The following is a 19,985-nucleotide window of genomic DNA, read 5'->3' on the forward strand; positions in this document are numbered from 1 at the left end:
AATTCGACCGCGATCCGTTTGCGCACGCGCGACGCCCCGCGCCGGCCCGTCCACCTGAAGCCCGCACGGCTGGAGATGCTGACCTCCTGGATCGACCGCTACCGGTTGGTGAAGGAACAGCAGTTCCGCGGTCTCGACGCCGTCGCGCAGTGGCTCGGCCCGCGCGGCCTGGAGATGAAGATCGAGGAGTACGACCTCCGCACCGGCGGTTCGTACCGCTACGAACACTCCGACGACGGCGGCAGCTACCGCTTCGCGGGTGTCTTCCACACCGTGCGCGAGAACGAGCTCATCGTCCAGACCTTCGAATATCTCGGATTCCCGGATGTGGTGAGCCTCGAGACGCTCACCTTCGTCGACCTCGGGAACGGCCGCTGCAAGCTGGTCGGCCATTCCGTGTACCCGAGCCAGGAGGCCCGCGACGGCATGGCGGAATCGGGTATGGAGACCGGCCTGACCGAGGGCTTCGAACGACTCGAGGAGCTGCTGGCCGGGTCCGCGACACGGTGAGCGCCGCTCACCGCAGGGCGTGGCCGAGTTCGGCGGCGCGCGCGAGCAGTTGCGCGCCGTCGCGGGCGACGACCACCTCGTCGCACACCTCGGCGTAGTCGGGCATCGCGCAGGTTGCCTGCGTCCAGTACCGCTCGGGCTCGGGCGTGATCCACGCGAGGCGGTGCACGCGGCGACGGAGTTCCTCGAGCCGATCGGTGCGCGGGGGAAGACCGTTGCAGCGCCCGTCCCCCACCACCAGCACCGACGTCCGGCCGTCGATCGATCCGGAGTGCTCGGTGAGCAGTTCGTCGAACATCCGGCCGTAGTCGCTGCTCGCTTCGAGATCGACTGCGGGATGGGCGAGTACGGCGGCCAGAGCACCGTCACCGCCGGCAGCGAGCAACTGCGTCGTCACGTCCACCGGACGATCGACGAAGGCGACCACCCGGCATCGGTGCGCCCGCCCGTGCATCGCCTGGGCGAGCCGGAGCGTGAACGCGGTGATCGGACGGACCGACAACGAGACGTCGGCGAGGACGAGCAGCCGCACCCGGTCGGGGCGGGGCGCGCGGACGACGAGCCGGAAGGGCACGCCGTCGGTCCGCATCCCCGCTCGGGCGGTCCTGCGCATGTCGAGCCGTCCGCGGGTCCGCTCACGCGGATGGGGCCGGACCGGTCCGCGCATGCGGCGCAGCACCTCGTGGCATGCGAGCTCGATCTCGGCACGGTCGATACCGGCGGTGTCGTGCGATTCGGGTGCCTCGACGCCTTCGGTCCCCGGCACCGCGGCGGCGAGCGATGCCACGAATGCCTCGACCGCGTCCACGAGTCGCGCGAGTTGCGAGGCGGAGAGAGGTTCGTCGAGGACCTCTTCCCCGTACGTGCGGTGCGGGTCGTAGGCGTCGAGCCACGCGAGGATCGACGCCGGGTCGTCCCACGACAACGATCCGACGACCGCGGCCCCGGGTTCACCGGACAGATCACCCACCGTCGTGGTCGCGGCATTCTCGACGTCGACGGTGTAGGTGACGCCGCGACGGCCCGAGTCCGCACCCGTGTCCACCGACAGATCGGCGTCGGACGATGTCATCGACACATCGTCGTCGTCCTTGTGCGGGTTGAATCCCTTGCGGGCCTCCGGGGTGTCGAAGTGGTCGCCGACCTCGGCTGCGCGTTCGTTGTACTCGGCGTAGCGCGCGACACTCGGGTCGTCGCCGATCTCGAGCGCTGCCGGCAGTGACTCCGCGAACTGCGCGCGGGCGGGACCGCCGCCGCTCGCGGCGACGGCGGCGTCGACCGCACCGAACAACTCGTCGAAGGCGCGCTCGAAGCCGGCCCTCTCGTGCGGGTACTTGGCGCACACCGCCCGCAAGCACGAGCGCAGTGAATCCCGCTCGCGGACGGGGACCCGGTCGAGCACCCGGCGCACCTCGATGCTCTCGGCCGGTGACGCCGCGACACCGTGGCGTCGCAGGAGCATGCCGAACACCGCCGCCACCACGTCGAGCACGTAGCGGGGGCGACGCTCGTCGAGCGCGGTCACCCGTGTCGCCCGGGGTGTGGACACCCGCCCCACTCGGGATGCGTACATCGCGGGGTCACCCCCGCAGTCCGCTGCCCGCGGCATCGCGACCGCCACCACCGCGTCCCCGGAAGACGGAGGTCGTGGTGTTCGCCGGGCGTGATGCGACCGTCACACGTTCGTGCGACGGAACAGGTTCGGCCGCAATCGCTTCGGACATATCCGGTTCGGACGTCGCGGTTGCCGGTGCCGCACCGCCGAGCCGCGTCTTCGCGAGGTCGACGTCGCCGGTGTACTTGAGCAGGGTCGCCAACAGCACGTCGCGCATGCCGCCCAGCGAATCCGGGTCGTCGGCGTCGTGTCCCATCACCGTCGCTGCGCGCGCGGCGTCGATGACCTCCGAGATCGAGGGGCTCTTGCGCAGCGGCAGATCGCGCAGGGTCCGGGACAGATCGACGATCTGGTGGGCCGTTCCCGGGCGCACATCCGGCACCCGGGCGGTGACGATCTCGCGTTCACGTTCGGGTGTCGGGTATCCGACGTGGTAGTGCAGGCAGCGACGCTTGAGGGCGGGCGACAACTCGCGAGTGTCGTTGGAGGTCAGGATCACCCACGGTGTGGACCGTGCCGTGAACGTGCCGACCTCGGGGATCGTCACCTGCCGTTCGGCGAGCACCTCGAGCAACAGTGCCTCCATGGACTCCTCGGTGCGATCCACCTCGTCGACGAGCAGGACCACCGGCTCCTCCGAGAGCACGGCCTCGAGCAGCGGACGGACCGACAGGAAGGTCTCCGAGTACAGGCCGAAGTCCTGCTGCGCGAGGAACTTCGACGCGTCCGCGAGGTCGGCGTGACCGGCGAGCAGTTCGCCGATGCGGTCGCGCAGCATCTGCACGTGCAGCAACTGTTTGGCGTAGTCCCACTCGTACAGGGCGCGGCTGTCGTCGAGCCCTTCATAACACTGCAGCCGCACCAGTTTCCGGCCGCCGACCGCGGCGAGCGCCTTGGCCAGTTCGGTCTTGCCGACCCCGGCGGGGCCTTCGAGCAGCAGGGGCCGCTCGAGTGCGGTGGCGAGGTGCACGACGGTCGCGAACTCGTCGTCGGCGATGTAGTCGTGCCGGCGCAGCGCATCCTTCAACTCGGCGCCCGAGGCGAACGGGGTCATCCGGGGTCTCCTTGTCTGGCGTGGTCGCAGCGGAGCAGGGCGCTCCCGGGGCGCAGGGGACGCCCCGGGAGCGCGGGTTCTCAGTAGGACCGGTTGATGCAGTGGTCGACGACCGGGATCATCGAGTCGACCGTGACCTCGCGGGGATTGCCCGGGGTGCACCAGTCGTCCTGGATGTGCTCGGAGATCGCCCGGACGGTCTTCTCGTCGCCGCGGATCGTGTCTCCGCGACCCGCGTACTTCTTGGTGTTCATCTGGTTCTTCTCGTACGAGTCGGTGCGCACCTGACCGAAGTTGTCGGGGATGCCGACGTCCTTCGCGAGACGGATCGCCGCTTCGACCGCCGCGTCGGCGGCCTGGACGGTGGTCATGTTGCGGGTGTCCACGCCCATCGCGGTGGCGATGCGGGCGTACTGCTCGTAACGGGAGGGCAGGTTGTACTCCCACACGCGGGGCAGCGCGATCGCGTTGTTGAGGCCGTGGTGGCTGTCGAAGAAGGCGGAGACTGCGTGCGAGATGGAGTGCACGATGCCCAGGCCGCCGGAGTTGAAGGCCTGCGCGGCGATGTACTGGGCGTTCATCATGCCTTCGCGGGCCTTGAGGTTGCGCGGCTCGAAGACGGCCTCGCGCAGGTTCTTCGCGACCAGCTCGATCGAGTAGAGCGCGTTGCCCAGCGACGGCGCGAAGTCCAGCCGGGAGACGTACGGCTCGGAGCCGTGGGCGAGGACGTCGAAGCCGCAGTAGGCGGTGAAGTGCTGGGGGCAGCTGTAGTAGAGCAGCGGGTCGTCGATCGCGAGGGTGACGATCGTGGCCTCGTCGAAGCCGACCCACTTGTGCGGGTGGTCCATGTCGGAGGTGTCGGTGATGACGTACGCCCAGGACGTCTCGGAGCCGGTGCCGGCGGTCGTGGAGACGGCGATGTGCGGCGGGTTCTCCTTGTTGGTGGACTTCGCGAAGCCTTCGAACTCGTTGATGTTGCGGCCGTCGTGGGCGATCACGACGCGCGCGCCCTTGGCGGCGTCGTGGCTCGATCCGCCGCCGACGGAGATGATCGAGTCGCACTTCTCCTTCTGGTAGAGCGCCGCGGCCTCCATGACGTTGTAGTCCTTGGGGTTGGACTCGACCTTGTCGTAGAGGACGACCTCGACGCCCTGGTACTCGATCTTGCCGATGAGCTCCTCGATGATCCCCGATCCGCGCAGGCCGGTGGTCATCAGCAGGGCGCGCTTGAAACCGAGGTTCTTCGCCTCGACGCCGAGGATGTCGTGGGCACCGACGCCCATCAGCGCGCGGGGGAAGGGATGGAATTCCTTGATCGGGAAGTCCCAGATCTGATTGAGCTCGATTGCCATGGTGTATCTCCTCGCAGAGGGGGTGTACCGGATCGGGAGTGTGATGTGGACCTCATCCGCGATTCACCATCGACCAGAGTCGCGAGGCGTGAAAGACACAGCGGCCGAAACCGTCCGGTCGCTGCGGGGGCACCGCCCGTTCGGGTAGGGGACCTCCCGCTGACCGGGTGGGCTCCGCACCCGCCCGAGCAGTGCCGGTACCGTTTTCCTCATCCCATGCGCGCTGGTAACCTGAATTAGAACACGTTCTAGATTCGGTCGTGCGCGGCCATCTTTGCAGGAGAGGACGAGACCCACCCATGACGACTGTCGAGGTGCCCCACGGCTCACGCTCGGTGATCCTCACCGTGTCCGCCGTCGTCGAGGAGACCGCCGACACGCGGTCGATCGTGTTCGCCGTCCCGGACGAGCTGCGCGACAAATTCGCCTACCGGCCCGGCCAGTTCCTCACCCTGCGCATCCCGAGCGACCGGACGGGCTCGGTGGCCCGCTGCTACTCGCTCGCGAGCTCGCCGTTCACCGACGACGCCCCCAAGGTCACCGTCAAGCGCACCTCCGACGGCTACGGATCCAACTGGCTGTGCGACAACATCGCGACCGGACAGACCCTCGAGGTGCTGCCTCCCGCGGGCGTCTTCACCCCGAAGTCGCTCGACCACGACTTCCTGCTGTTCGGCGCCGGCAGCGGCATCACCCCGGTGATCTCGATCCTCAAGTCCGCGCTCACCCAGGGCGGCGGCAAGGTGGTGCTGGTCTACGCCAACCGCGACGAGAAGTCCGTCATCTTCGCCGAGGAGCTGCGGGCGCTCGCGGAGAAGTACCCGACGCGCCTGACCGTCGTGCACTGGCTCGAGTCCGTGCAGGGTCTGCCCACGGCCGACCAGCTCGCGGCGATCGCAGCGCCCTACGAGTCGTACGAGGCGTTCATGTGCGGCCCCGGACCGTTCATGGACACGGTCCACCAGGCCCTGAACACCGTGGGCATGCCCCGCGCCCGCGTGCACGCCGAGGTCTTCAACTCACTGTCGGGCGACCCGTTCGCCGACCAGGCGCCGGTCGAGGTCAGCGACGAGGACGCCGCCGACGCCGCGACCGTCGAGGTCGAGCTCGACGGCGAGGTCCACAAGCTGTCGTGGCCGCGCAAGCAGACCCTCGTCGACATCATGCTCGCGAAGGGCATCGACGTGCCGTATTCGTGCCAGGAGGGCGAATGCGGGTCGTGCGCGTGCACCGTGCTCGAGGGCAAGGTCGAGATGGAGAACTGCGACGTGCTCGACCCCGAGGACATCGAGGCTGGCTACATCCTCGGTTGCCAGGCCCGGCCGGTGACCGACCACCTCAAGATCGAGTTCTGAACCGGCGGGGTCACGCCCCGCTGCCCGCTCCCTCTGCGGAAGTGCCCGGCCCCTACGAACGTGCGGGGACGGGCACTTCCCGCATCCCGGCGGAGTCGGGCTTCGGCTTGCGCACGAGCACGCCGACCCCGGCCACGAGCGCCAGCACGGCCACGACCACGCCGTAGCCGACGGCGGTGGACATCAGGCCGAACGATCCGGCCGCCACCCCGGCGGCCATCGCGGGCACCGAGAACGCGAAGTAGCAGACGACGAAGGTCGTCGCGAAGATCCGGCCGCGCTCATGGGGTCGGCCGAGCGAGCCGACGACGCCCATGGCCGCGACGAAGGTCGAGCCCCAGCCGAAACCGGCGACGGCGGTACCCGCGTAGTACACCGCGACCCATCCCGTGAGGAGCGCGGTGATCACCGCGGCCAGTCCCGTCGCGAGCAGCACGGCCCCGAGGACCACGATGCGATGCGGGTCGCGGCGGGCCGTGGTGGTCGCCGCGACGGTGCCCGCCGTGAAGAGGGTGCCGATCGCCAGGCCCGCAGCGAGACGGTTGTCGATACCGAACACCGAGTCGACGATCGACGGTCCCAGCGACATGTACAGCCCGCCGAGCGCCCACGCCGACATCAGGCTGGGCAGGATGAGCAGATAGCGGCCCCGGACCTCACGGGGCACCGACGCGCTCGGCACCAGGCTCCGCAGGGCGTCGCGTCGCGACGGGAAACCCACCGACGGCGACGTCTCGGGCACGAAGATCAGCGCAATCGCCAGCACGACGGCGAGAACGCCGACGACCGCATAGCTCAGGACCGTCGGGAACGGCGCGAACTGCACGAGCACGCCCGCTCCCGCCGCGCCGAGCGCGAGGCCGAGCGACGGCGCCGCGGTGTTGATCAGCGGGCCGATGTGTCTGTTCGGCTGCATCTCGATCACGGCGGCGGCCAGCGCGCTCGTCGCCGCGCCCACCGCGAGACCCTGCAGGATCCGCGCGAGAATCAGCCACCCCACGCCCGGGGAGGCGATGAACACCACCATGCTCGCCGCGAGCAGCAGCAGGGCCGTCACGATCACGGGTCTGCGCCCGACGTGGTCGGACAGCGACCCCACCGTCACGAGCGCCGCGAGCAGTGCGAGCACGTAGACCGCGAACACCACCGTGAGCATCGCCGCGGAGAATCCCCACATCTGCTGGTAGACGGGATACAGCGGTGACGGTGCCGACGACGACGCGGTGAGGGTGAACGCTCCCAGGCCGACCACGGCGAAACCGAACGAGCGGATGCGGCCGCGGGGCTGTACGGGAGCAGTCATCGAACCTCCATAAGGTGATCGGCGCGTTCCACGCGGGAAACGAACGGCGTGTTCCACGCGGACACGAACGGCGTGTTCCGCGCGGAGACGAACGATGCGCCCCCGCGCGGATCGGTGAACACCCCTTCACCAACATACTTCGCTCAGCGAAGTATTCCTCCGGCCGCCCACCGGGGCGGCTCGGACACTCAGAGGGAGGTGGCGTCCTCGACGTCCTCGTCCCGCATGTCGCCGGGCGCCGCGAGCAGGGCGCGACCGGCGGCGAAGACCGTCGCTGCCGGCGGCAACTCTCCGGGCACACCGCTGCGGAAGACCTCGACACGGCCCGAACCCGAGGCGGGTCGCCCGAGCGCATCGATCCGGCGCAGCGTCTGCCGTGCGACGGCCTCCGCGCTGTCGAACAGGCGCACCCCGGCCGGCAGGTGTTCGGTGATGGTGTCGGCGACCAGCGGGTAGTGGGTGCAGCCGAGAACCACACCCTGGACGTCCCGAGGGGTGCGCTCGGCCGCGGAGGCGACCGCTGCGGCGACGGCCACCCGATCACCCGCATCGATGGCGTCGGCAAGTCCGTGACACGCCACGCCGACGACCTCGGACCCGTTCGCGAACTGTTCGATCAGATTCGCCTGGTACCTGCTCGCGGTGGTCGCCGCGGTGGCCCAGATCGCCACCGAATCGCACGCGGCGGCCGCGGGCTTGACCGCGGGGACCGTGCCCACCACGGGCACCGACGGACCGAGATCGGCCCGGACGTGTTCGAGGGCGGTCACCGATGCGGTGTTGCACGGGAGCACGACCACCTCGGCGCCGCGATCGACGGCGCGACGGGCGGTGGTGACGACCCGGTCGATCACCCAGTCCGGAGACTTCGGGCCCCACGGGGCGCCGTCGGGATCCGTCGACAACATGAGGTCGAGATCGGGACGCAACCGTCGCAGCCACGCGGACGTCGGCAACAGCCCGAGACCCGAGTCGATGAGCGCAACGATCACCCTACGAATCTAGCGGGTCGCGCGCGGCCGGCCCGATTGCGGTCGTTCCGGCGCGCAGCCCACTCCCCTAGACCGCCGCTGCGAGCAGCTCGTCGATCGGGGCGCCCGCGGCGATCTTCGCGCGCGACTTCATGACCAGCGCGGGCAGGCCGCCGCCCACAGCGCCGACGAGCCTGCCGTCGCGCTCGTAGTACGCGAGGAACTTGCGGCCGTCGTCGCGCACGACGTGCACCGTGTCGTCGGCGGTGACCGCACCGAGGCCCTGGATCTTGATGTCGTACTGGTCGCTCCAGAAGTAGGGCACCTGCGCGGCGGCCCCGGCCTCGACGCCCATGATGGTCTTCGCCAGGACGGATGCCTGCTCGCCGGCGTTCGTCCAGTGCTCGATGCGCCTGCGCCCACCGGCCGGTACCTGCCAGGACGCGACGTCGCCGACCGCCCACACGTGCGGGGTGGAGGTGCGGCCCGTGCCGTCGCACACGACACCGTTCTCGACCTCGACACCCGATCCCTCGAGCCACTCGGTGGCCGGGATCGAACCGATGCCCAGCACCACGAGGTCGACGTCGATCTCGCTGCCGTCGCCGAGGACGGCGGAGGTGACACGCCCGTCGCCGCGGATCTCCGACAGACCGACTCCGGCACGCACGTCGACGCCCTCGGCGGTGTGCAGCCGCGTGACGAGAGCACCGACCTCGGCACCGAGCACCGACGCGAGCGGGGTGGGCTGCGGTTCGACCAGCACGACCTCCACCTCACGCGCCCGCAGGCTCGCCGCGACCTCGCACCCGATGAACCCGGCACCGACGACCAGCGCGCGGGCACCCGGAACGATCGCCTCGCGCAGGGCGCGGCTGTCCTCGAGCGACCGCAGGACGTGGACCCCCGCCAGATCGGGCAGACCGGGGATGCGGCGGGGCCGCAGCCCTGTGGCGACCACGAGTTCGTCGTAGCCGAGTTCGGTGCCGTCGGTGAGGGTGAGGGTGCGTGACGCGGTGTCGACCGAGCGAGCCGCGGCACCGAGCATCAGCTCGATGCGGTTCTCGCCGAAGAACTCGCTGGGACGGAGGGTCGTGTCGTCGCGGTCGCCGCGCAGGACCTCCTTCGACAGCGGCGGGCGGTCGTAGGGCAGGTGCGTCTCGTCGCCGACGAGCACGAGTTCGCCCTCGTATCCGGCCCGGCGCAGCTCTTCGGCGGTACGCACCGCCGCCAGGCCGGCGCCCACGACGACGACGCGCTCCGGCGTACTCTCGGTCTCCCGCTCGTTCGACACCCTCGGCCCATCCTTCGCTTCGTCTGTGACACGCATGCGCGTGCCGCGCGGTAGTGATGCATCCCACCCTGCGTCCCACGTTCTTACCAAACGGCGACGACGGGCGACAGACCTACGTCGGCCGTTAGAGTTCGAGGCACCGTGAGGACAATGGGATCCAGCACAGGATCGAGCACGGAACACGACCGGTACACCTACCTGGGAGCCCCTCATGACCAGCGACAGCGGCGCAGGTATCAGCCGCATACAGTTCGGCGCCGGAACCTCCTCCGGACCCGCCGATCCGCAGGGCCGCACGATCATCGCGGACGCGGTGGTGGCCAAGATCGCGGGGCTCGCGACCCGCGAGATCAGCGGCGTCATCGAGGTGGGCGCCGGCACCGCCCGCGTCGTGGGCGCACTGCGCGACCGCATCCCCGGTGCGCGCATCAACCACGGACAGGGTGTCGCCGTCGAGGTCGGTGAACGTCAGGCCGCGATCGACATCGGCATCGTCGCCGAATACGGCGTCGCGCTGCACGAACTCGCCGTCGCCATCCGGCACAACGTCATCGCTGCGGTCGAGCGCATGACGGGACTCGAGGTCACCGAGGTCAACATCACGGTCTTCGACGTCATGCTCCACGAAGAGGCCGCGGCCCTCACCGACGACGCCAAACCCCGCGTGCAGTGAACCCCGGATCCGCAGCGCAGGCGAACGCGGCCGACCTGGTCGCGGACGCCGCGCTGTCCGTTCCCGGCGTCGTGGGTCTGCACCGCGGCGCATTCGGGGAGGTCGCCACCTATCTGCCCGGCCGACGGGTCGAAGGTGTGCGGCTGACCGATCAGCTGTGCGCGGTGCACATCGTCGTGCGGATCCCCGCCGATCTCCCGGCCGTCGCCGACGCCGTCCGCGTCCGGGTGTCCCCGCTGGTGGACGTGCCCGTCCAGGTGACCATCGAAGACGTCCACGCCGGTGAACGAGAAGGAGCCCCATCGTGAACCACACACCCGTCAGCAACACCGTCGTCGGACTCCTCGCGGGGCTGCTCCTGGCCCTCGCCGGCATCATCGGCGGGTTCAGCGGTCTGCTGTTCGCCGTGCTGCTCGGCGCGCTCGGTGCCGCGATCGGCGCCCACCGCGACGGCCACCTCGACCTCGGCGCCCTGCTGAGGAGTCGGGGCCGTGGCTGATCCCACCGCGTCCGACGTCGGGACATCCGACGACACCGGGACCGGGGTCGTTCCCCCGGGCGAACGCGGCAACCTCGTCGTCAAGGACCGTGCGATCGAACGCATCGCCGCGGCCGCCGCGCTCGGCGTTCCCGGTGTGGTGCGGCACAGCGGAGGTGGCATCCTGCGTCTCACCGGCCGCGACCTGCCCCGGGCCGACGTCACCACCGGCGCGAAGGCCGTCGCGGTGAATCTCTACATCGCCGCCGAATGGCCGTACGACGCGGCGATGCTCACCCGCCGGGTCCACGACGCGGTCGAACGCCAGCTGCACGACCTGACGGGCATGCGCATCAGCGAACTCAACGTGCTCATCGTCGCGACCGCGCTCGTCGAGGACGGCGAGACCGACGAGGCGCAGCCACCCGTCGAGTACCTGGAATCCGACATCGTCGCGGCGCGGACCACTCCGCATCCCGACATCCCCACCGTCGCTCCCCTGCCGCCGCTGGCGCCGCCCGCGGCCGCACCCGCCGCCGCGATCGTGGCGATCGCGGCGCTCGCCCTGTCGTTCGTCGCCGCGCGGGAACTGCTCATCGTCAACGGGACGTACGGCGGTGCCCCGTGGCTGCGCAACTCCTTCGAGTGGTTCGGCCGCCTGCACTGGCACACCTGGCTCGCCCCCGTCGCGGGCGTCTGTCTCGTCCTCGGGATCGTCCTGATCGTCGTCGCCCTCAAACCCCGCCGCCGGACGCATGTGCCGCTGCAGGTCGCGGGGCCGGTGCCCACGGTGTGGATGCGGCGCACGGACGTCGCACGCATGTGCAGCGCCCACGCGTCCGCGCTCACCGGCGTGCGCACGGCCCGCACGGTCGTCGACCGTCGCCGTGCCGTGGTGCGCATCTCGATCGAGGACGAGACACCGGTCGACGAGATCACCGCGTCCGTGCGCGGCGCGGTCGCCCCGAACCTCGCGGCGCTCGCCGACCCCGTCGAACTCGTGGTGGAGGTGGCGCGGTGAAACTCCGTACCGTGCTGGCGAATCGGCTCGTCACCTTCCTGGCGGGCCTCGCCCTCGCCGGTGCCGGCGCATTCGCCCTGGCGTGGGTGTGGCAGGTTCCCCTAGCCCGAGAGCAACTCTCGCGTCTCGACCGTCCCCGCGTGACCGACGTCCCGGACCAGTCGTGGTGGACACCGGCCCTGTGGTCGGTCTTCGCGGGCGGACTCGTGCTCGGCATCGCGTTGCTCGCCGTCAACCTGTCGCGCCGGCGCACGTCGACCGTGCAGCTCTACGACCAGGTCACCGACGCCACCCTCGGTGTCGAACTCGGTCCCGTCGCCGACGGTGTGGCAGCCGAACTCGCCGCCCTGCCGGGCGTGCGGGTCGTGCGCGGACGCGCGGTCGTCGAACGCCACCTGCCGACGCTCTCGGTGGTGGTGCACGCCGACCCGACCATCGACGTCACCGAGCTGACGGAAGCCGCGGAGGATGCCGCCCAGCGGGTCGCGCGGGCGCTCGGTGGGGCGCACGTGGCGACGCAGGTCCTGGTACATCTCGACCCGGCTGTGGATGTCCACTGAGCCCATCCACCGCGGGCCGGAACCCATCCGGCCCGGGGTGGCTCAGCTTCGGGCCGCGTCCACGAGGTCGTGCTCGACGCTGTAGTCCACGCGCATCCGGTCCATCGCCACGTCGCGCACCTTGTACGCCCGCTGCGTGGTGCGTTCGAGGTCCGGATAGCGGAATTCCTGGACGCGGTCGACGAGCGCGAGCAGCGGCCCGACGCGTCCGAGGACGTGCTTGAGCGGGCTGTCGGGGATGTGCAGGGCGTCGGCGTCGGCGTCGCCGATGAACACCCGCTGCAGCGAGTGCATCACCGTGCGGGCGACCGTCGTCCGGATCGGTGCGGTGCCCGGCAGCAGGTTGGCCAGCTCCGGGACGAGATACTGCTCGGTCAGCGCGGTGACGAAATCCCGGTCCTCGTCGCTGGGGCCGGGCGAGGTGAGCCGGTACAGGTCCTCGACCGCGATGTGATCGCGTTCGGTGCGCAGGCCCAGTTCCTCGCCCATCCCGATCACGTGCCCGACGTAGCGCCACAGGTGGTAGATGTCGTCGAGTTCGCGATCGGTGAAGCGCACCCCGAGGATCTGCATCGCCTCGACCGCGATGTGCCCGAACTCGGCCATCGTCAGCGCCATGTACGACTGCGGGATCGGCACTCCCCAGGCGTCCTCGTCCCACACCCCGCTCGCGAGGATGCCCTTGCGCACGTGGGCGTGGATCAGGCGCACCCGCACCGTGAACGCGAATCCGCCTCCGTCGCGGCGCATTCCGCCGCGCGTGAGGACGTGCCGTAACCACTCCCCGACCTCGACCGACCGCACGGCCGGCTGACTCACATAGCGGCCCGTCAGCGCGAGAGGCTTTCCGGCGATGAAGTTTCCGGCACCGCGCAGCAGCGAGGCAGCACCGAGCACCATGCCGAGGATCGGCGTGTGCCGCACGAGCGCGTCGGCGGCGTTGTCGATGCGGTCGTGGTCGACCCAGGCGGGTTCGTCGTCGAGGAAGGCGAACAGCTCTCGCAGGGAGTCGGGTGCCCCGGGGACCGCGTCGACACCGTCGGCGAGTGCGACGCGCACGGCGTCGGTCGCGGAGTTCGGACCGAAGTCGTCGTTCACCACGGCGTCGGCCGGCGGGTCGGCCTGCCACATGCCGTCGAGCCAGCGCTCGCCGAGATCTGCGTATCGGCGCACCACAAGGTCGGCGTTGACGAGATCACGTGGGATACGTCGCTCCATACATCCATGGAAACACGAGGAATCCTCACTTACTATTCACTTTTCATGAGCTCCCCGCGCGGCAACAGAACCGCAGGCAGAACCCCTCGGAAACGTCCTGTGCAGCAGCGGAGTCACGACACTCGCAAGTTGCTTCTCACCTCTGCGTACGAGTTGCTCGAGCGTAGCCCCACCGCGCGGATCAGCACCACGGTACTCGCCGAGCACGCCCACGTGAGCATCGGGACGGTCTACCGGTACTTCCCCGACGTCGACGCCGTGCTCGACGAACTCCGCATGACCGCCGTCCACGCGATCACCACCTCGCTGTCCACCGCCATCGGGCGGGCGATGGACCAGGAGCCGGAGGAGGCCATGGTGACGGTGGTGGAGAGCCTCACCGCCGCCTTCGAGAAACACGCCGCGGTGCTCCGGGTGTCGTACACCTCCGAGGAGATCGAGTTCGGGCTCGCGTGGGCCGAGGTCGAAGGTCCGCTGCGGCCGCTCGGACGCATCATCCCGGCGCGGCTGCGACCCGATCTCGACGACGCAGCGCTCGACGATCTCGTGTTCATCGTGATGGGAGCGACGGCGAGCCTGTGCTCGCGGATCGCCCTCCTGCGGCCCCGGAGATCCGATCGGACCCGGATGATCGCGGTGACGGCGCGGATGCTCCTCGCCGCGATCGAGAGCGCCTGATACACGACGCTGGATTCGCTTCGGGCCGAAAACAGACCCGACGTCCTGCCGAACGGCACATACTGATCACTGTCGTTCTCACACCGTCGTCTCGACCGGGGAGAGTGCCGTGCGTCGACTACCGATCGTGTTGTCCGCCGTGATCCTCACCGTCGTGGCCGCCTGCGGCAACGACACCTCGGGCGAATCACCGCCCGCCGCAACGTCCGAAGCAACAGCGACCGATGCGACCGCTACCGGCGCGGCGCCCGCCGACGAATTCCAGGACGTGCTCGACCGCGTCCGCGAGGACGTCGGATTCCCGGGAGTCGTTGCGCGCGTGGTCACCCCGGAATACGAGTGGACCGGTTCGTCCGGAACGATCGGTGCGGATCGATCGGAGGAACCCGGCCCGGACGACCACACCCGCATCGGCAGCATCACGAAGACGATGACGATCACCGCTCTACTGCAACTGGCGGAGGACGACCGCCTGTCGCTGGAGGATCCGATCGGCCGCTATGTGCCGGGCCTGCCGAACGGCGACGTCGCCACCCTGGGTCAGCTGGCCTCGATGGTGAGCGGTATCTCCAGCTACACCTTCGACGAGGAATTCCAGCAGCAACTCTTCGACGATCCGGAGGCACCGTGGACCCCGGACGAACTCCTCGACTACGTGCGCGGTGACGCACCGAACTTCGCTCCCGGGGAGCGGTTCGAGTACTCCAACACCAACACGATCGCGCTCGGGCTGGTCGTCGAGCAGGTCTCCGGGCAGAGCCTGCACGAGTACTTCCGGGCGAACGTCTTCGAACCCCTGGGCATGGCCGACACCGTCATGCCCACCGACGCGGCCATCGCGTCACCGCACCTGTACGGGATCACCGAACAGGGACAGCCGGACGGGCAGACGGCCGATGCGACCGGATGGAACCCGTCGTGGGGATGGTCGGCCGGCGCGGTGATCTCCACCGTCGACGATCTCGAGCTGTGGGGCACGGCCCTCGGGACGGGCAAGGGCATCCTCTCCCCCGAGATGCAGCAGCTCCGTCTCGATTCGTTCCTGTTCGACGTCCCCGGTGCGACCGACACCCGCGCCTACGGCCTCGGGCTCGGCATCGAGAACGGCTGGCTCGGCCACACGGGCGAGCTCCCCGGTTTCAACACCTACGTGGGATATCTGCCCGAACGCCGGGCCGTGGTCGTCGCCGCCGTGAACAGCGACATCCCGACGGCCGACGGGGAGGAACCGGTGACCCCCGTGGCGAACCAGCTGAAGGAGATCGTCGGCTGATCGCCGGTGATCCCGAAACGCCGAACGGCGCCCACCCCGGAGGGTGGACGCCGTTCGAGCGTCAGTGAGGACTAGCTCACTTGATGATCCCGTAGGCGGTGCCTACTTGATGATCTTCGTGACGCGACCGGCGCCGACGGTGCGGCCACCCTCGCGGATCGCGAAGCGGAGGCCCTCGTCCATGGCGACCGGCTGGATCAGCTTGACGGACATCTCGGTGTTGTCACCGGGCATGACCATCTCGGTGCCCTCGGGGAGGGTCACAACGCCCGTCACGTCCGTGGTACGGAAGTAGAACTGCGGGCGGTAGTTGTTGAAGAACGGCGTGTGGCGGCCGCCCTCCTCCTTGTTGAGGATGTAGGCCTGGCCCTCGAACTCCGTGTGGGGAGTCGTGGTGCCCGGCTTGACGACGACCTGGCCACGCTCGACGTCCTCGCGCTTGATGCCGCGGACGAGGAGACCGACGTTGTCGCCGGCCTGGCCCTGGTCGAGCAGCTTGCGGAACATCTCGATGCCGGTGACCGTGGTCTTGGTCGACTCGGGGCGGATGCCGACGATCTCGACCTCTTCGTTGACGTTGATCACGCCACGCTCGATACGGCCGGTGACGACGGTGCCACGACCCGTGATGGTGAAGACGTCCTCGACGGGCATGAGGAACGGCTTGTCGGTCTCACGGACCGGGTCCGGGATGGAGTCGTCGACGGCCTGCATGAGGTCGACGATCGACTGGACCCACTTCTCGTCACCCTCGAGAGCCTTGAGAGCGGAGATCGGGACGACCGGAGCGTTCTCGTCGAACTCCTGCGAAGCGAGGAGCTCGCGCACCTCCATCTCGACGAGCTCGAGGATTTCCTCGTCGTCGACCATGTCGGCCTTGTTCAGGGCGACGAGGATGTAGGGAACGCCGACCTGGCGGGCGAGCAGCACGTGCTCACGCGTCTGGGGCATCGGGCCGTCGGTGGCGGCCACGACCAGGATCGCGCCGTCCATCTGGGCGGCACCGGTGATCATGTTCTTGATGTAGTCCGCGTGACCCGGGGCGTCGACGTGCGCGTAGTGGCGCTTGTCGGTCTGGTACTCGACGTGGGAGATGTTGATCGTGATACCACGAGCCTTCTCCTCAGGTGCCTTGTCGATCTGATCGAAAGCGAAGCTCTCGTTCAGGTCGGGGAACTTGTCGGCAAGCACCTTGGTGATCGCAGCCGTGGTGGTGGTCTTGCCGTGGTCGACGTGACCGATGGTGCCGATGTTCACGTGCGGCTTGGTCCGCTCGAACTTCGCCTTCGCCACTGGATGTCCTCCTGGACTGTTGTTGCTTGCTGTATGCAGCAGTGCGGTTTGTATTACTTGGTCGTGCAGGTGACCGAGGGATAACCCGGAGGCTACTCGCCGGTCGCCTTGGCGATGATTTCCTTCGCGACGTTCGAGGGAACCTCTGCGTAGGAATCGAACACCATGGAGAAGTTCGCACGACCCTGGGTCTTCGACCGCAGATCGCCGATGTAACCGAACATCTCCGAGAGCGGAACCAGCGCCTTCACGACACGGGCACCACTGCGTTCCTCCATGGCCTGGATCTGGCCACGGCGGGAGTTCAGGTCGCCGATCACTTCACCCATGTAGTCCTCGGGCGTGGTGACCTCGACCGCCATGAGGGGCTCGAGGATCACCGGGGCGGCCTTGCGGGCCGCTTCCTTCAGTGCCTGCGAGCCGGCGATCTTGAACGCCATTTCGGACGAGTCGACGTCGTGGTACGCACCGTCGATGAGGGTGACCTTCAGGTTCACCAGCGGGTAGCCGGCGAGCACGCCGTACTGCATGGCGTCCTGAGCACCCGCGTCGACCGACGGGATGTACTCGCGCGGGATGCGACCGCCGGTGACCTTGTTCTCGAACTCGTAGGTCGCGCCGTCCTCGCCGACGAACGGCGAGAGGCCGATGATGACCTTTGCGAACTGGCCCGAGCCACCGGTCTGCTTCTTGTGCGTGAACTCGAGCTTCTCGACCGGCTTGGTGATCGTCTCGCGGTACGCGACCTGCGGCTTGCCGACGTTGGCCTCGACCTTGAACTCGCGCTTCATGCGGTCGACGAGGATGTCGAGGTGGAGCTCGCCCATACCGCCGATGACGGTCTGGCCGGTCTCGTCGTCGAGCTCGACCGAGAAGGTCGGGTCCTCTTCGGCGAGCTTCTGGATGGCCGTCGACAGCTTCTCCTGGTCGGCCTTCGACTTCGGCTCGATGGAAACCTGGATGACCGGGTCCGGGAAGGTCATCGACTCGAGGACGATCGGGGCGTCCTGCGCGCACAGGGTGTCGCCGGTCGTGGTGTCCTTCAGGCCGATCATCGCGTAGATGTGGCCCGCGACTGCCTCGTCGACCGGGTTCTCCTTGTTGGCGTGCATCTGGAACAGCTTGCCGACGCGCTCCTTCTTGCCCTTGGTCGAGTTGAGCACCTGGGTGCCCGAGTCGATCCGGCCGGAGTACACGCGGACGAAGGTCAGCTTGCCGAAGAAGGGGTGCGCAGCGATCTTGAAGGCGAGAGCCGAGAAGGGCTCCTCCTTCGAAGGCTTACGACGCAGTTCCTCTTCTTCGTTACCGACCTGGTGGCCGATGACGTCGCCGATGTCGAGCGGGTTCGGCAGGTAGTCGATGACCGCGTCGAGCATGGGCTGGATGCCCTTGTTCTTGAAGGCGGAGCCGCACAGCACCGGGTAGAGCTCGGAGTTGACGGTCATCTTGCGGATGGCCGCCTTGATCTCGGCGACGGTGAGTTCCTCGCCGCCGAAGTACTTCTCCATGAGCTCTTCGTCGGACTCGGCGACCGTCTCGAGCAGCTTCTCGCGGTACTCGGCAGCCTTGTCGGCGAGGTCGGCCGGGATCTCCTCGACCGTGGCCTCGGTGCCGATGTCGGTGGTGCCACGCCAGGTGAGCGCCTTCATCTCGACGAGGTCGACGACGCCGTCGAAGGCATCCTCGGCACCGATGGGGAGCTGGAGGACCAGCGGCTTCGCGCCCAGGCGATCGATGATCGTCTGCACGGTGAAGTAGAAGTCCGCGCCCATCTTGTCCATCTTGTTGACGAAGCAGATGCGCGGAACGTCGTACTTGGCAGCCTGGCGCCAGACCTGCTCGGACTGGGGCTCGACGCCCTCCTTGCCGTCGAACACGGCGACTGCGCCGTCGAGGACGCGCAGCGACCGCTCGACCTCGACCGTGAAGTCGACGTGGCCGGGGGTGTCGATGATGTTGATCTGGTTCTTGTTCCAGAAACAGGTCACAGCAGCGGAGGTGATGGTGATACCACGCTCCTTCTCCTGCTCCATCCAGTCGGTGGTCGAGGCACCGTCGTGCGTCTCACCGATCTTGTAGTTGACACCGGTGTAGAAGAGGATGCGCTCGGTGGTGGTGGTCTTGCCGGCATCGATGTGCGCCATGATGCCGATGTTGCGGACCTTGTTCAGGTCGGTCAGCACTTCCTGTGCCACAGGTAACCCCGCTCGTAGCTCGTGTCGGTCCTTGGGTGCGGACCACATGTTCTTGTGTTGTCAGCCGGCCTTTACGGGACCGACACAGTTGTGCGAGCAGCCGACCGGGAGGTCCGTGATGACGGCATCTCCCGGTCGGCGACGACTCACCAGCGGTAGTGCGCGAACGCCTTGTTGGCTTCAGCCATCTTGTGCGTGTCCTCGCGGCGCTTCACGGAGGCGCCGAGGCCGTTGCTCGCGTCGAGGAGCTCGTTGGCGAGCCGCTCGACCATGGTCTTCTCGCGACGCTGACGCGAGAACGTCACCAGCCAGCGCAGCGCGAGCGTGGTGGAACGACCGGGGCGAACCTCGACCGGCACCTGGTAGGTGGCACCACCGACGCGACGGCTGCGGACCTCGAGGGCGGGCTTGACGTTGTCGAGCGCGCGCTTGAGGGTGACGACCGGATCGGTACCGGTCTTCTCGCGAGCCTGCTCGAGCGCCTGGTAGACGATGCGCTCGGCGGTGGACTTCTTGCCGTCCAGCAGGATCTTGTTGACCAGCTGGGTGACCAGCGGCGAACCGTAGACCGGATCGGCGATCAGCGGGCGCTTGGGAGCGGGACCCTTACGTGGCATCAGCCCTTCTCCTTCTTCGCTCCGTAGCGGCTGCGGGCCTGCTTGCGGTTCTTGACACCCTGGGTGTCGAGCGAGCCGCGGATGATCTTGTAGCGCACACCCGGGAGGTCCTTCACACGACCGCCACGCACGAGCACCATCGAGTGCTCCTGGAGGTTGTGGCCCTCACCGGGGATGTAGGCGGTGACCTCGACCTGGGAGGTCAGGCGCACACGGGCGACCTTACGGAGAGCCGAGTTCGGCTTCTTCGGGGTGGTGGTGTACACGCGAGTGCACACACCGCGACGCTGGGGGCTGCCCTTGAGCGCCGCGCTCTTGACCTTGGCGGCCTTGTCGCGGCGGCCCTTGCGGACCAGCTGATTGATGGTTGGCATTAACCGGCTTTCTTCGTTGTCTGAAGCTGCTCACTTCGAGCAACCTCGGCTGTTCTGAAATTAGGGATCCATCGGTTGGGGCAAGAAAGCTGCTGCCCCGCACTCGCCCCTCGTGTGCACACGAGGTCGGGTGTGTCGCGTACCCCCACAC

19 protein-coding genes and 1 pseudogene are annotated in these 19,985 nt (G+C 68.5%); 9 read left to right on the forward strand and 11 right to left on the reverse strand.

The window, feature by feature from the left end:
- Nucleotides 1-21 precede the first annotated feature (21 nt).
- Nucleotides 22-510 (forward strand): annotated as a pseudogene (locus tag KXC42_RS17660) (SRPBCC family protein); the annotation flags it as partial.
- A 7-nt stretch (nucleotides 511-517) separates the two neighbouring features.
- Here the strand turns inward: KXC42_RS17660 and KXC42_RS17665 are convergent.
- From KXC42_RS17665 to mdo, 3 genes are all read right to left on the reverse strand, one after another.
- A complete protein-coding gene (locus KXC42_RS17665) occupies nucleotides 518-1,972 on the reverse strand; it encodes a VWA domain-containing protein (protein ID WP_231911933.1) in 1,455 nt (484 codons plus the stop codon).
- A gap of 118 nt (nucleotides 1,973-2,090) precedes the next feature.
- Complete coding sequence (locus tag KXC42_RS17670) at nucleotides 2,091-3,179, reverse strand: MoxR family ATPase (protein WP_016690906.1); 1,089 nt, start codon at nucleotides 3,177-3,179, stop codon at nucleotides 2,091-2,093.
- A gap of 80 nt (nucleotides 3,180-3,259) precedes the next feature.
- Nucleotides 3,260-4,531 (reverse strand): NDMA-dependent methanol dehydrogenase, encoded by a 1,272-nt coding sequence (mdo, locus tag KXC42_RS17675; protein WP_016690905.1) that lies wholly within the window; start codon nucleotides 4,529-4,531, stop codon nucleotides 3,260-3,262.
- A gap of 299 nt (nucleotides 4,532-4,830) precedes the next feature.
- Between mdo and KXC42_RS17680 the strand changes: the two genes are divergently transcribed.
- Entirely contained in the window at nucleotides 4,831-5,886 is a 1,056-nt protein-coding gene (locus KXC42_RS17680) for a ferredoxin--NADP reductase (protein ID WP_016690904.1), read from the forward strand.
- 52 nt (nucleotides 5,887-5,938) lie between these two features.
- Here KXC42_RS17680 and KXC42_RS17685 read toward each other — a convergent pair whose 3' ends face one another.
- The 3 genes from KXC42_RS17685 to KXC42_RS17695 form a co-directional block, all read right to left on the reverse strand.
- Complete coding sequence (locus tag KXC42_RS17685; protein WP_016690903.1) at nucleotides 5,939-7,189, reverse strand: MFS transporter; 1,251 nt, start codon at nucleotides 7,187-7,189, stop codon at nucleotides 5,939-5,941.
- 188 nt (nucleotides 7,190-7,377) lie between these two features.
- Nucleotides 7,378-8,181, reverse strand: a complete 804-nt coding sequence (locus tag KXC42_RS17690; protein ID WP_033096093.1) for a glutamate racemase — start codon at nucleotides 8,179-8,181, stop codon at nucleotides 7,378-7,380.
- 67 nt (nucleotides 8,182-8,248) lie between these two features.
- Nucleotides 8,249-9,454 (reverse strand): NAD(P)/FAD-dependent oxidoreductase, encoded by a 1,206-nt coding sequence (locus KXC42_RS17695; RefSeq protein ID WP_033096094.1) that lies wholly within the window; start codon nucleotides 9,452-9,454, stop codon nucleotides 8,249-8,251.
- 211 nt (nucleotides 9,455-9,665) lie between these two features.
- Here KXC42_RS17695 and KXC42_RS17700 point away from each other — a divergent pair, with 211 nt between their 5' ends.
- From KXC42_RS17700 to KXC42_RS17720, 5 genes are read left to right on the forward strand one after another with little or no spacing between them, the layout of a single operon-like run.
- Nucleotides 9,666-10,127 carry an Asp23/Gls24 family envelope stress response protein gene (locus tag KXC42_RS17700; RefSeq protein WP_026060889.1) on the forward strand — a complete coding sequence of 154 codons (462 nt, stop codon included), beginning with the start codon at nucleotides 9,666-9,668 and terminating at the stop codon, nucleotides 10,125-10,127.
- Nucleotides 10,124-10,435, forward strand: coding sequence for a hypothetical protein (locus tag KXC42_RS17705; protein WP_006552247.1), 312 nt, complete (start codon nucleotides 10,124-10,126; stop codon nucleotides 10,433-10,435). Before KXC42_RS17700 ends, KXC42_RS17705 begins: the two co-directional genes overlap by 4 nt.
- Nucleotides 10,432-10,626, forward strand: coding sequence for a hypothetical protein (locus KXC42_RS17710; RefSeq protein WP_006552248.1), 195 nt, complete (start codon nucleotides 10,432-10,434; stop codon nucleotides 10,624-10,626). Before KXC42_RS17705 ends, KXC42_RS17710 begins: the two co-directional genes overlap by 4 nt.
- Nucleotides 10,619-11,626: a DUF6286 domain-containing Asp23/Gls24 family envelope stress response protein gene (locus KXC42_RS17715; protein WP_033096095.1), complete on the forward strand. Its 1,008-nt coding sequence runs from the start codon at nucleotides 10,619-10,621 to the stop codon at nucleotides 11,624-11,626. Before KXC42_RS17710 ends, KXC42_RS17715 begins: the two co-directional genes overlap by 8 nt.
- Complete coding sequence (locus KXC42_RS17720) at nucleotides 11,623-12,186, forward strand: hypothetical protein (protein ID WP_033096096.1); 564 nt, start codon at nucleotides 11,623-11,625, stop codon at nucleotides 12,184-12,186. The genes KXC42_RS17715 and KXC42_RS17720 overlap by 4 nt, the downstream gene beginning before the upstream one ends.
- 42 nt (nucleotides 12,187-12,228) lie before the next feature.
- Here the strand turns inward: KXC42_RS17720 and KXC42_RS17725 are convergent, their stop codons facing one another.
- A complete protein-coding gene (locus tag KXC42_RS17725) occupies nucleotides 12,229-13,404 on the reverse strand; it encodes an oxygenase MpaB family protein (RefSeq protein WP_219129332.1) in 1,176 nt (391 codons plus the stop codon).
- Between the two features lie 99 nt (nucleotides 13,405-13,503).
- On the opposite strand from KXC42_RS17725, the gene KXC42_RS17730 reads away from it, so the two are divergent.
- Together KXC42_RS17730 and KXC42_RS17735 are read left to right on the forward strand one after the other, a co-directional pair.
- Nucleotides 13,504-14,082: a TetR/AcrR family transcriptional regulator gene (locus KXC42_RS17730; RefSeq protein ID WP_219129333.1), complete on the forward strand. Its 579-nt coding sequence runs from the start codon at nucleotides 13,504-13,506 to the stop codon at nucleotides 14,080-14,082.
- Between the two features lie 127 nt (nucleotides 14,083-14,209).
- Nucleotides 14,210-15,355, forward strand: coding sequence for a serine hydrolase (locus tag KXC42_RS17735; protein WP_231911930.1), 1,146 nt, complete (start codon nucleotides 14,210-14,212; stop codon nucleotides 15,353-15,355).
- A gap of 102 nt (nucleotides 15,356-15,457) precedes the next feature.
- Here KXC42_RS17735 and tuf read toward each other — a convergent pair whose 3' ends face one another.
- From tuf to rpsL, 4 genes are all read right to left on the reverse strand, one after another.
- Nucleotides 15,458-16,648 (reverse strand): elongation factor Tu, encoded by a 1,191-nt coding sequence (gene tuf / locus KXC42_RS17740; protein ID WP_016690893.1) that lies wholly within the window; start codon nucleotides 16,646-16,648, stop codon nucleotides 15,458-15,460.
- A 92-nt stretch (nucleotides 16,649-16,740) separates the two neighbouring features.
- Nucleotides 16,741-18,843, reverse strand: a complete 2,103-nt coding sequence (gene fusA, locus KXC42_RS17745; RefSeq protein WP_024101663.1) for an elongation factor G — start codon at nucleotides 18,841-18,843, stop codon at nucleotides 16,741-16,743.
- A 146-nt stretch (nucleotides 18,844-18,989) separates the two neighbouring features.
- Nucleotides 18,990-19,460 carry a 30S ribosomal protein S7 gene (gene rpsG / locus KXC42_RS17750; protein WP_006552257.1) on the reverse strand — a complete coding sequence of 157 codons (471 nt, stop codon included), beginning with the start codon at nucleotides 19,458-19,460 and terminating at the stop codon, nucleotides 18,990-18,992.
- Nucleotides 19,460-19,834 carry a 30S ribosomal protein S12 gene (rpsL, locus tag KXC42_RS17755; RefSeq protein WP_006552258.1) on the reverse strand — a complete coding sequence of 125 codons (375 nt, stop codon included), beginning with the start codon at nucleotides 19,832-19,834 and terminating at the stop codon, nucleotides 19,460-19,462. Before rpsL ends, rpsG begins: the two co-directional genes overlap by 1 nt.
- Nucleotides 19,835-19,985 lie beyond the last annotated feature (151 nt).

Origin of the sequence: Rhodococcus sp. LW-XY12 (assembly GCF_019317345.1) — a bacterium.
In the GTDB taxonomy this organism is placed as follows: Bacteria; Actinomycetota; Actinomycetes; order Mycobacteriales; family Mycobacteriaceae; genus Rhodococcus; species Rhodococcus pyridinivorans.

What these genes read in the sequence shown, in the direction of transcription:
- KXC42_RS17665 (WP_231911933.1), bottom strand. Translation starts at nt 1,972, where the DNA reads ATGCTCCTGCGACGCCACGGTGTCGCGGCGTCACCGGCCGAGAGCATC.
- KXC42_RS17670 (WP_016690906.1), bottom strand. Translation starts at nt 3,179, where the DNA reads ATGACCCCGTTCGCCTCGGGCGCCGAGTTGAAGGATGCGCTGCGCCGG.
- mdo (WP_016690905.1), bottom strand. Translation starts at nt 4,531, where the DNA reads ATGGCAATCGAGCTCAATCAGATCTGGGACTTCCCGATCAAGGAATTC.
- KXC42_RS17680 (WP_016690904.1), top strand. Translation starts at nt 4,831, where the DNA reads ATGACGACTGTCGAGGTGCCCCACGGCTCACGCTCGGTGATCCTCACC.
- KXC42_RS17685 (WP_016690903.1), bottom strand. Translation starts at nt 7,189, where the DNA reads ATGACTGCTCCCGTACAGCCCCGCGGCCGCATCCGCTCGTTCGGTTTC.
- KXC42_RS17700 (WP_026060889.1), top strand. Translation starts at nt 9,666, where the DNA reads ATGACCAGCGACAGCGGCGCAGGTATCAGCCGCATACAGTTCGGCGCC.
- KXC42_RS17725 (WP_219129332.1), bottom strand. Translation starts at nt 13,404, where the DNA reads ATGGAGCGACGTATCCCACGTGATCTCGTCAACGCCGACCTTGTGGTG.
- rpsG (WP_006552257.1), bottom strand. Translation starts at nt 19,460, where the DNA reads ATGCCACGTAAGGGTCCCGCTCCCAAGCGCCCGCTGATCGCCGATCCG.
- rpsL (WP_006552258.1), bottom strand. Translation starts at nt 19,834, where the DNA reads ATGCCAACCATCAATCAGCTGGTCCGCAAGGGCCGCCGCGACAAGGCC.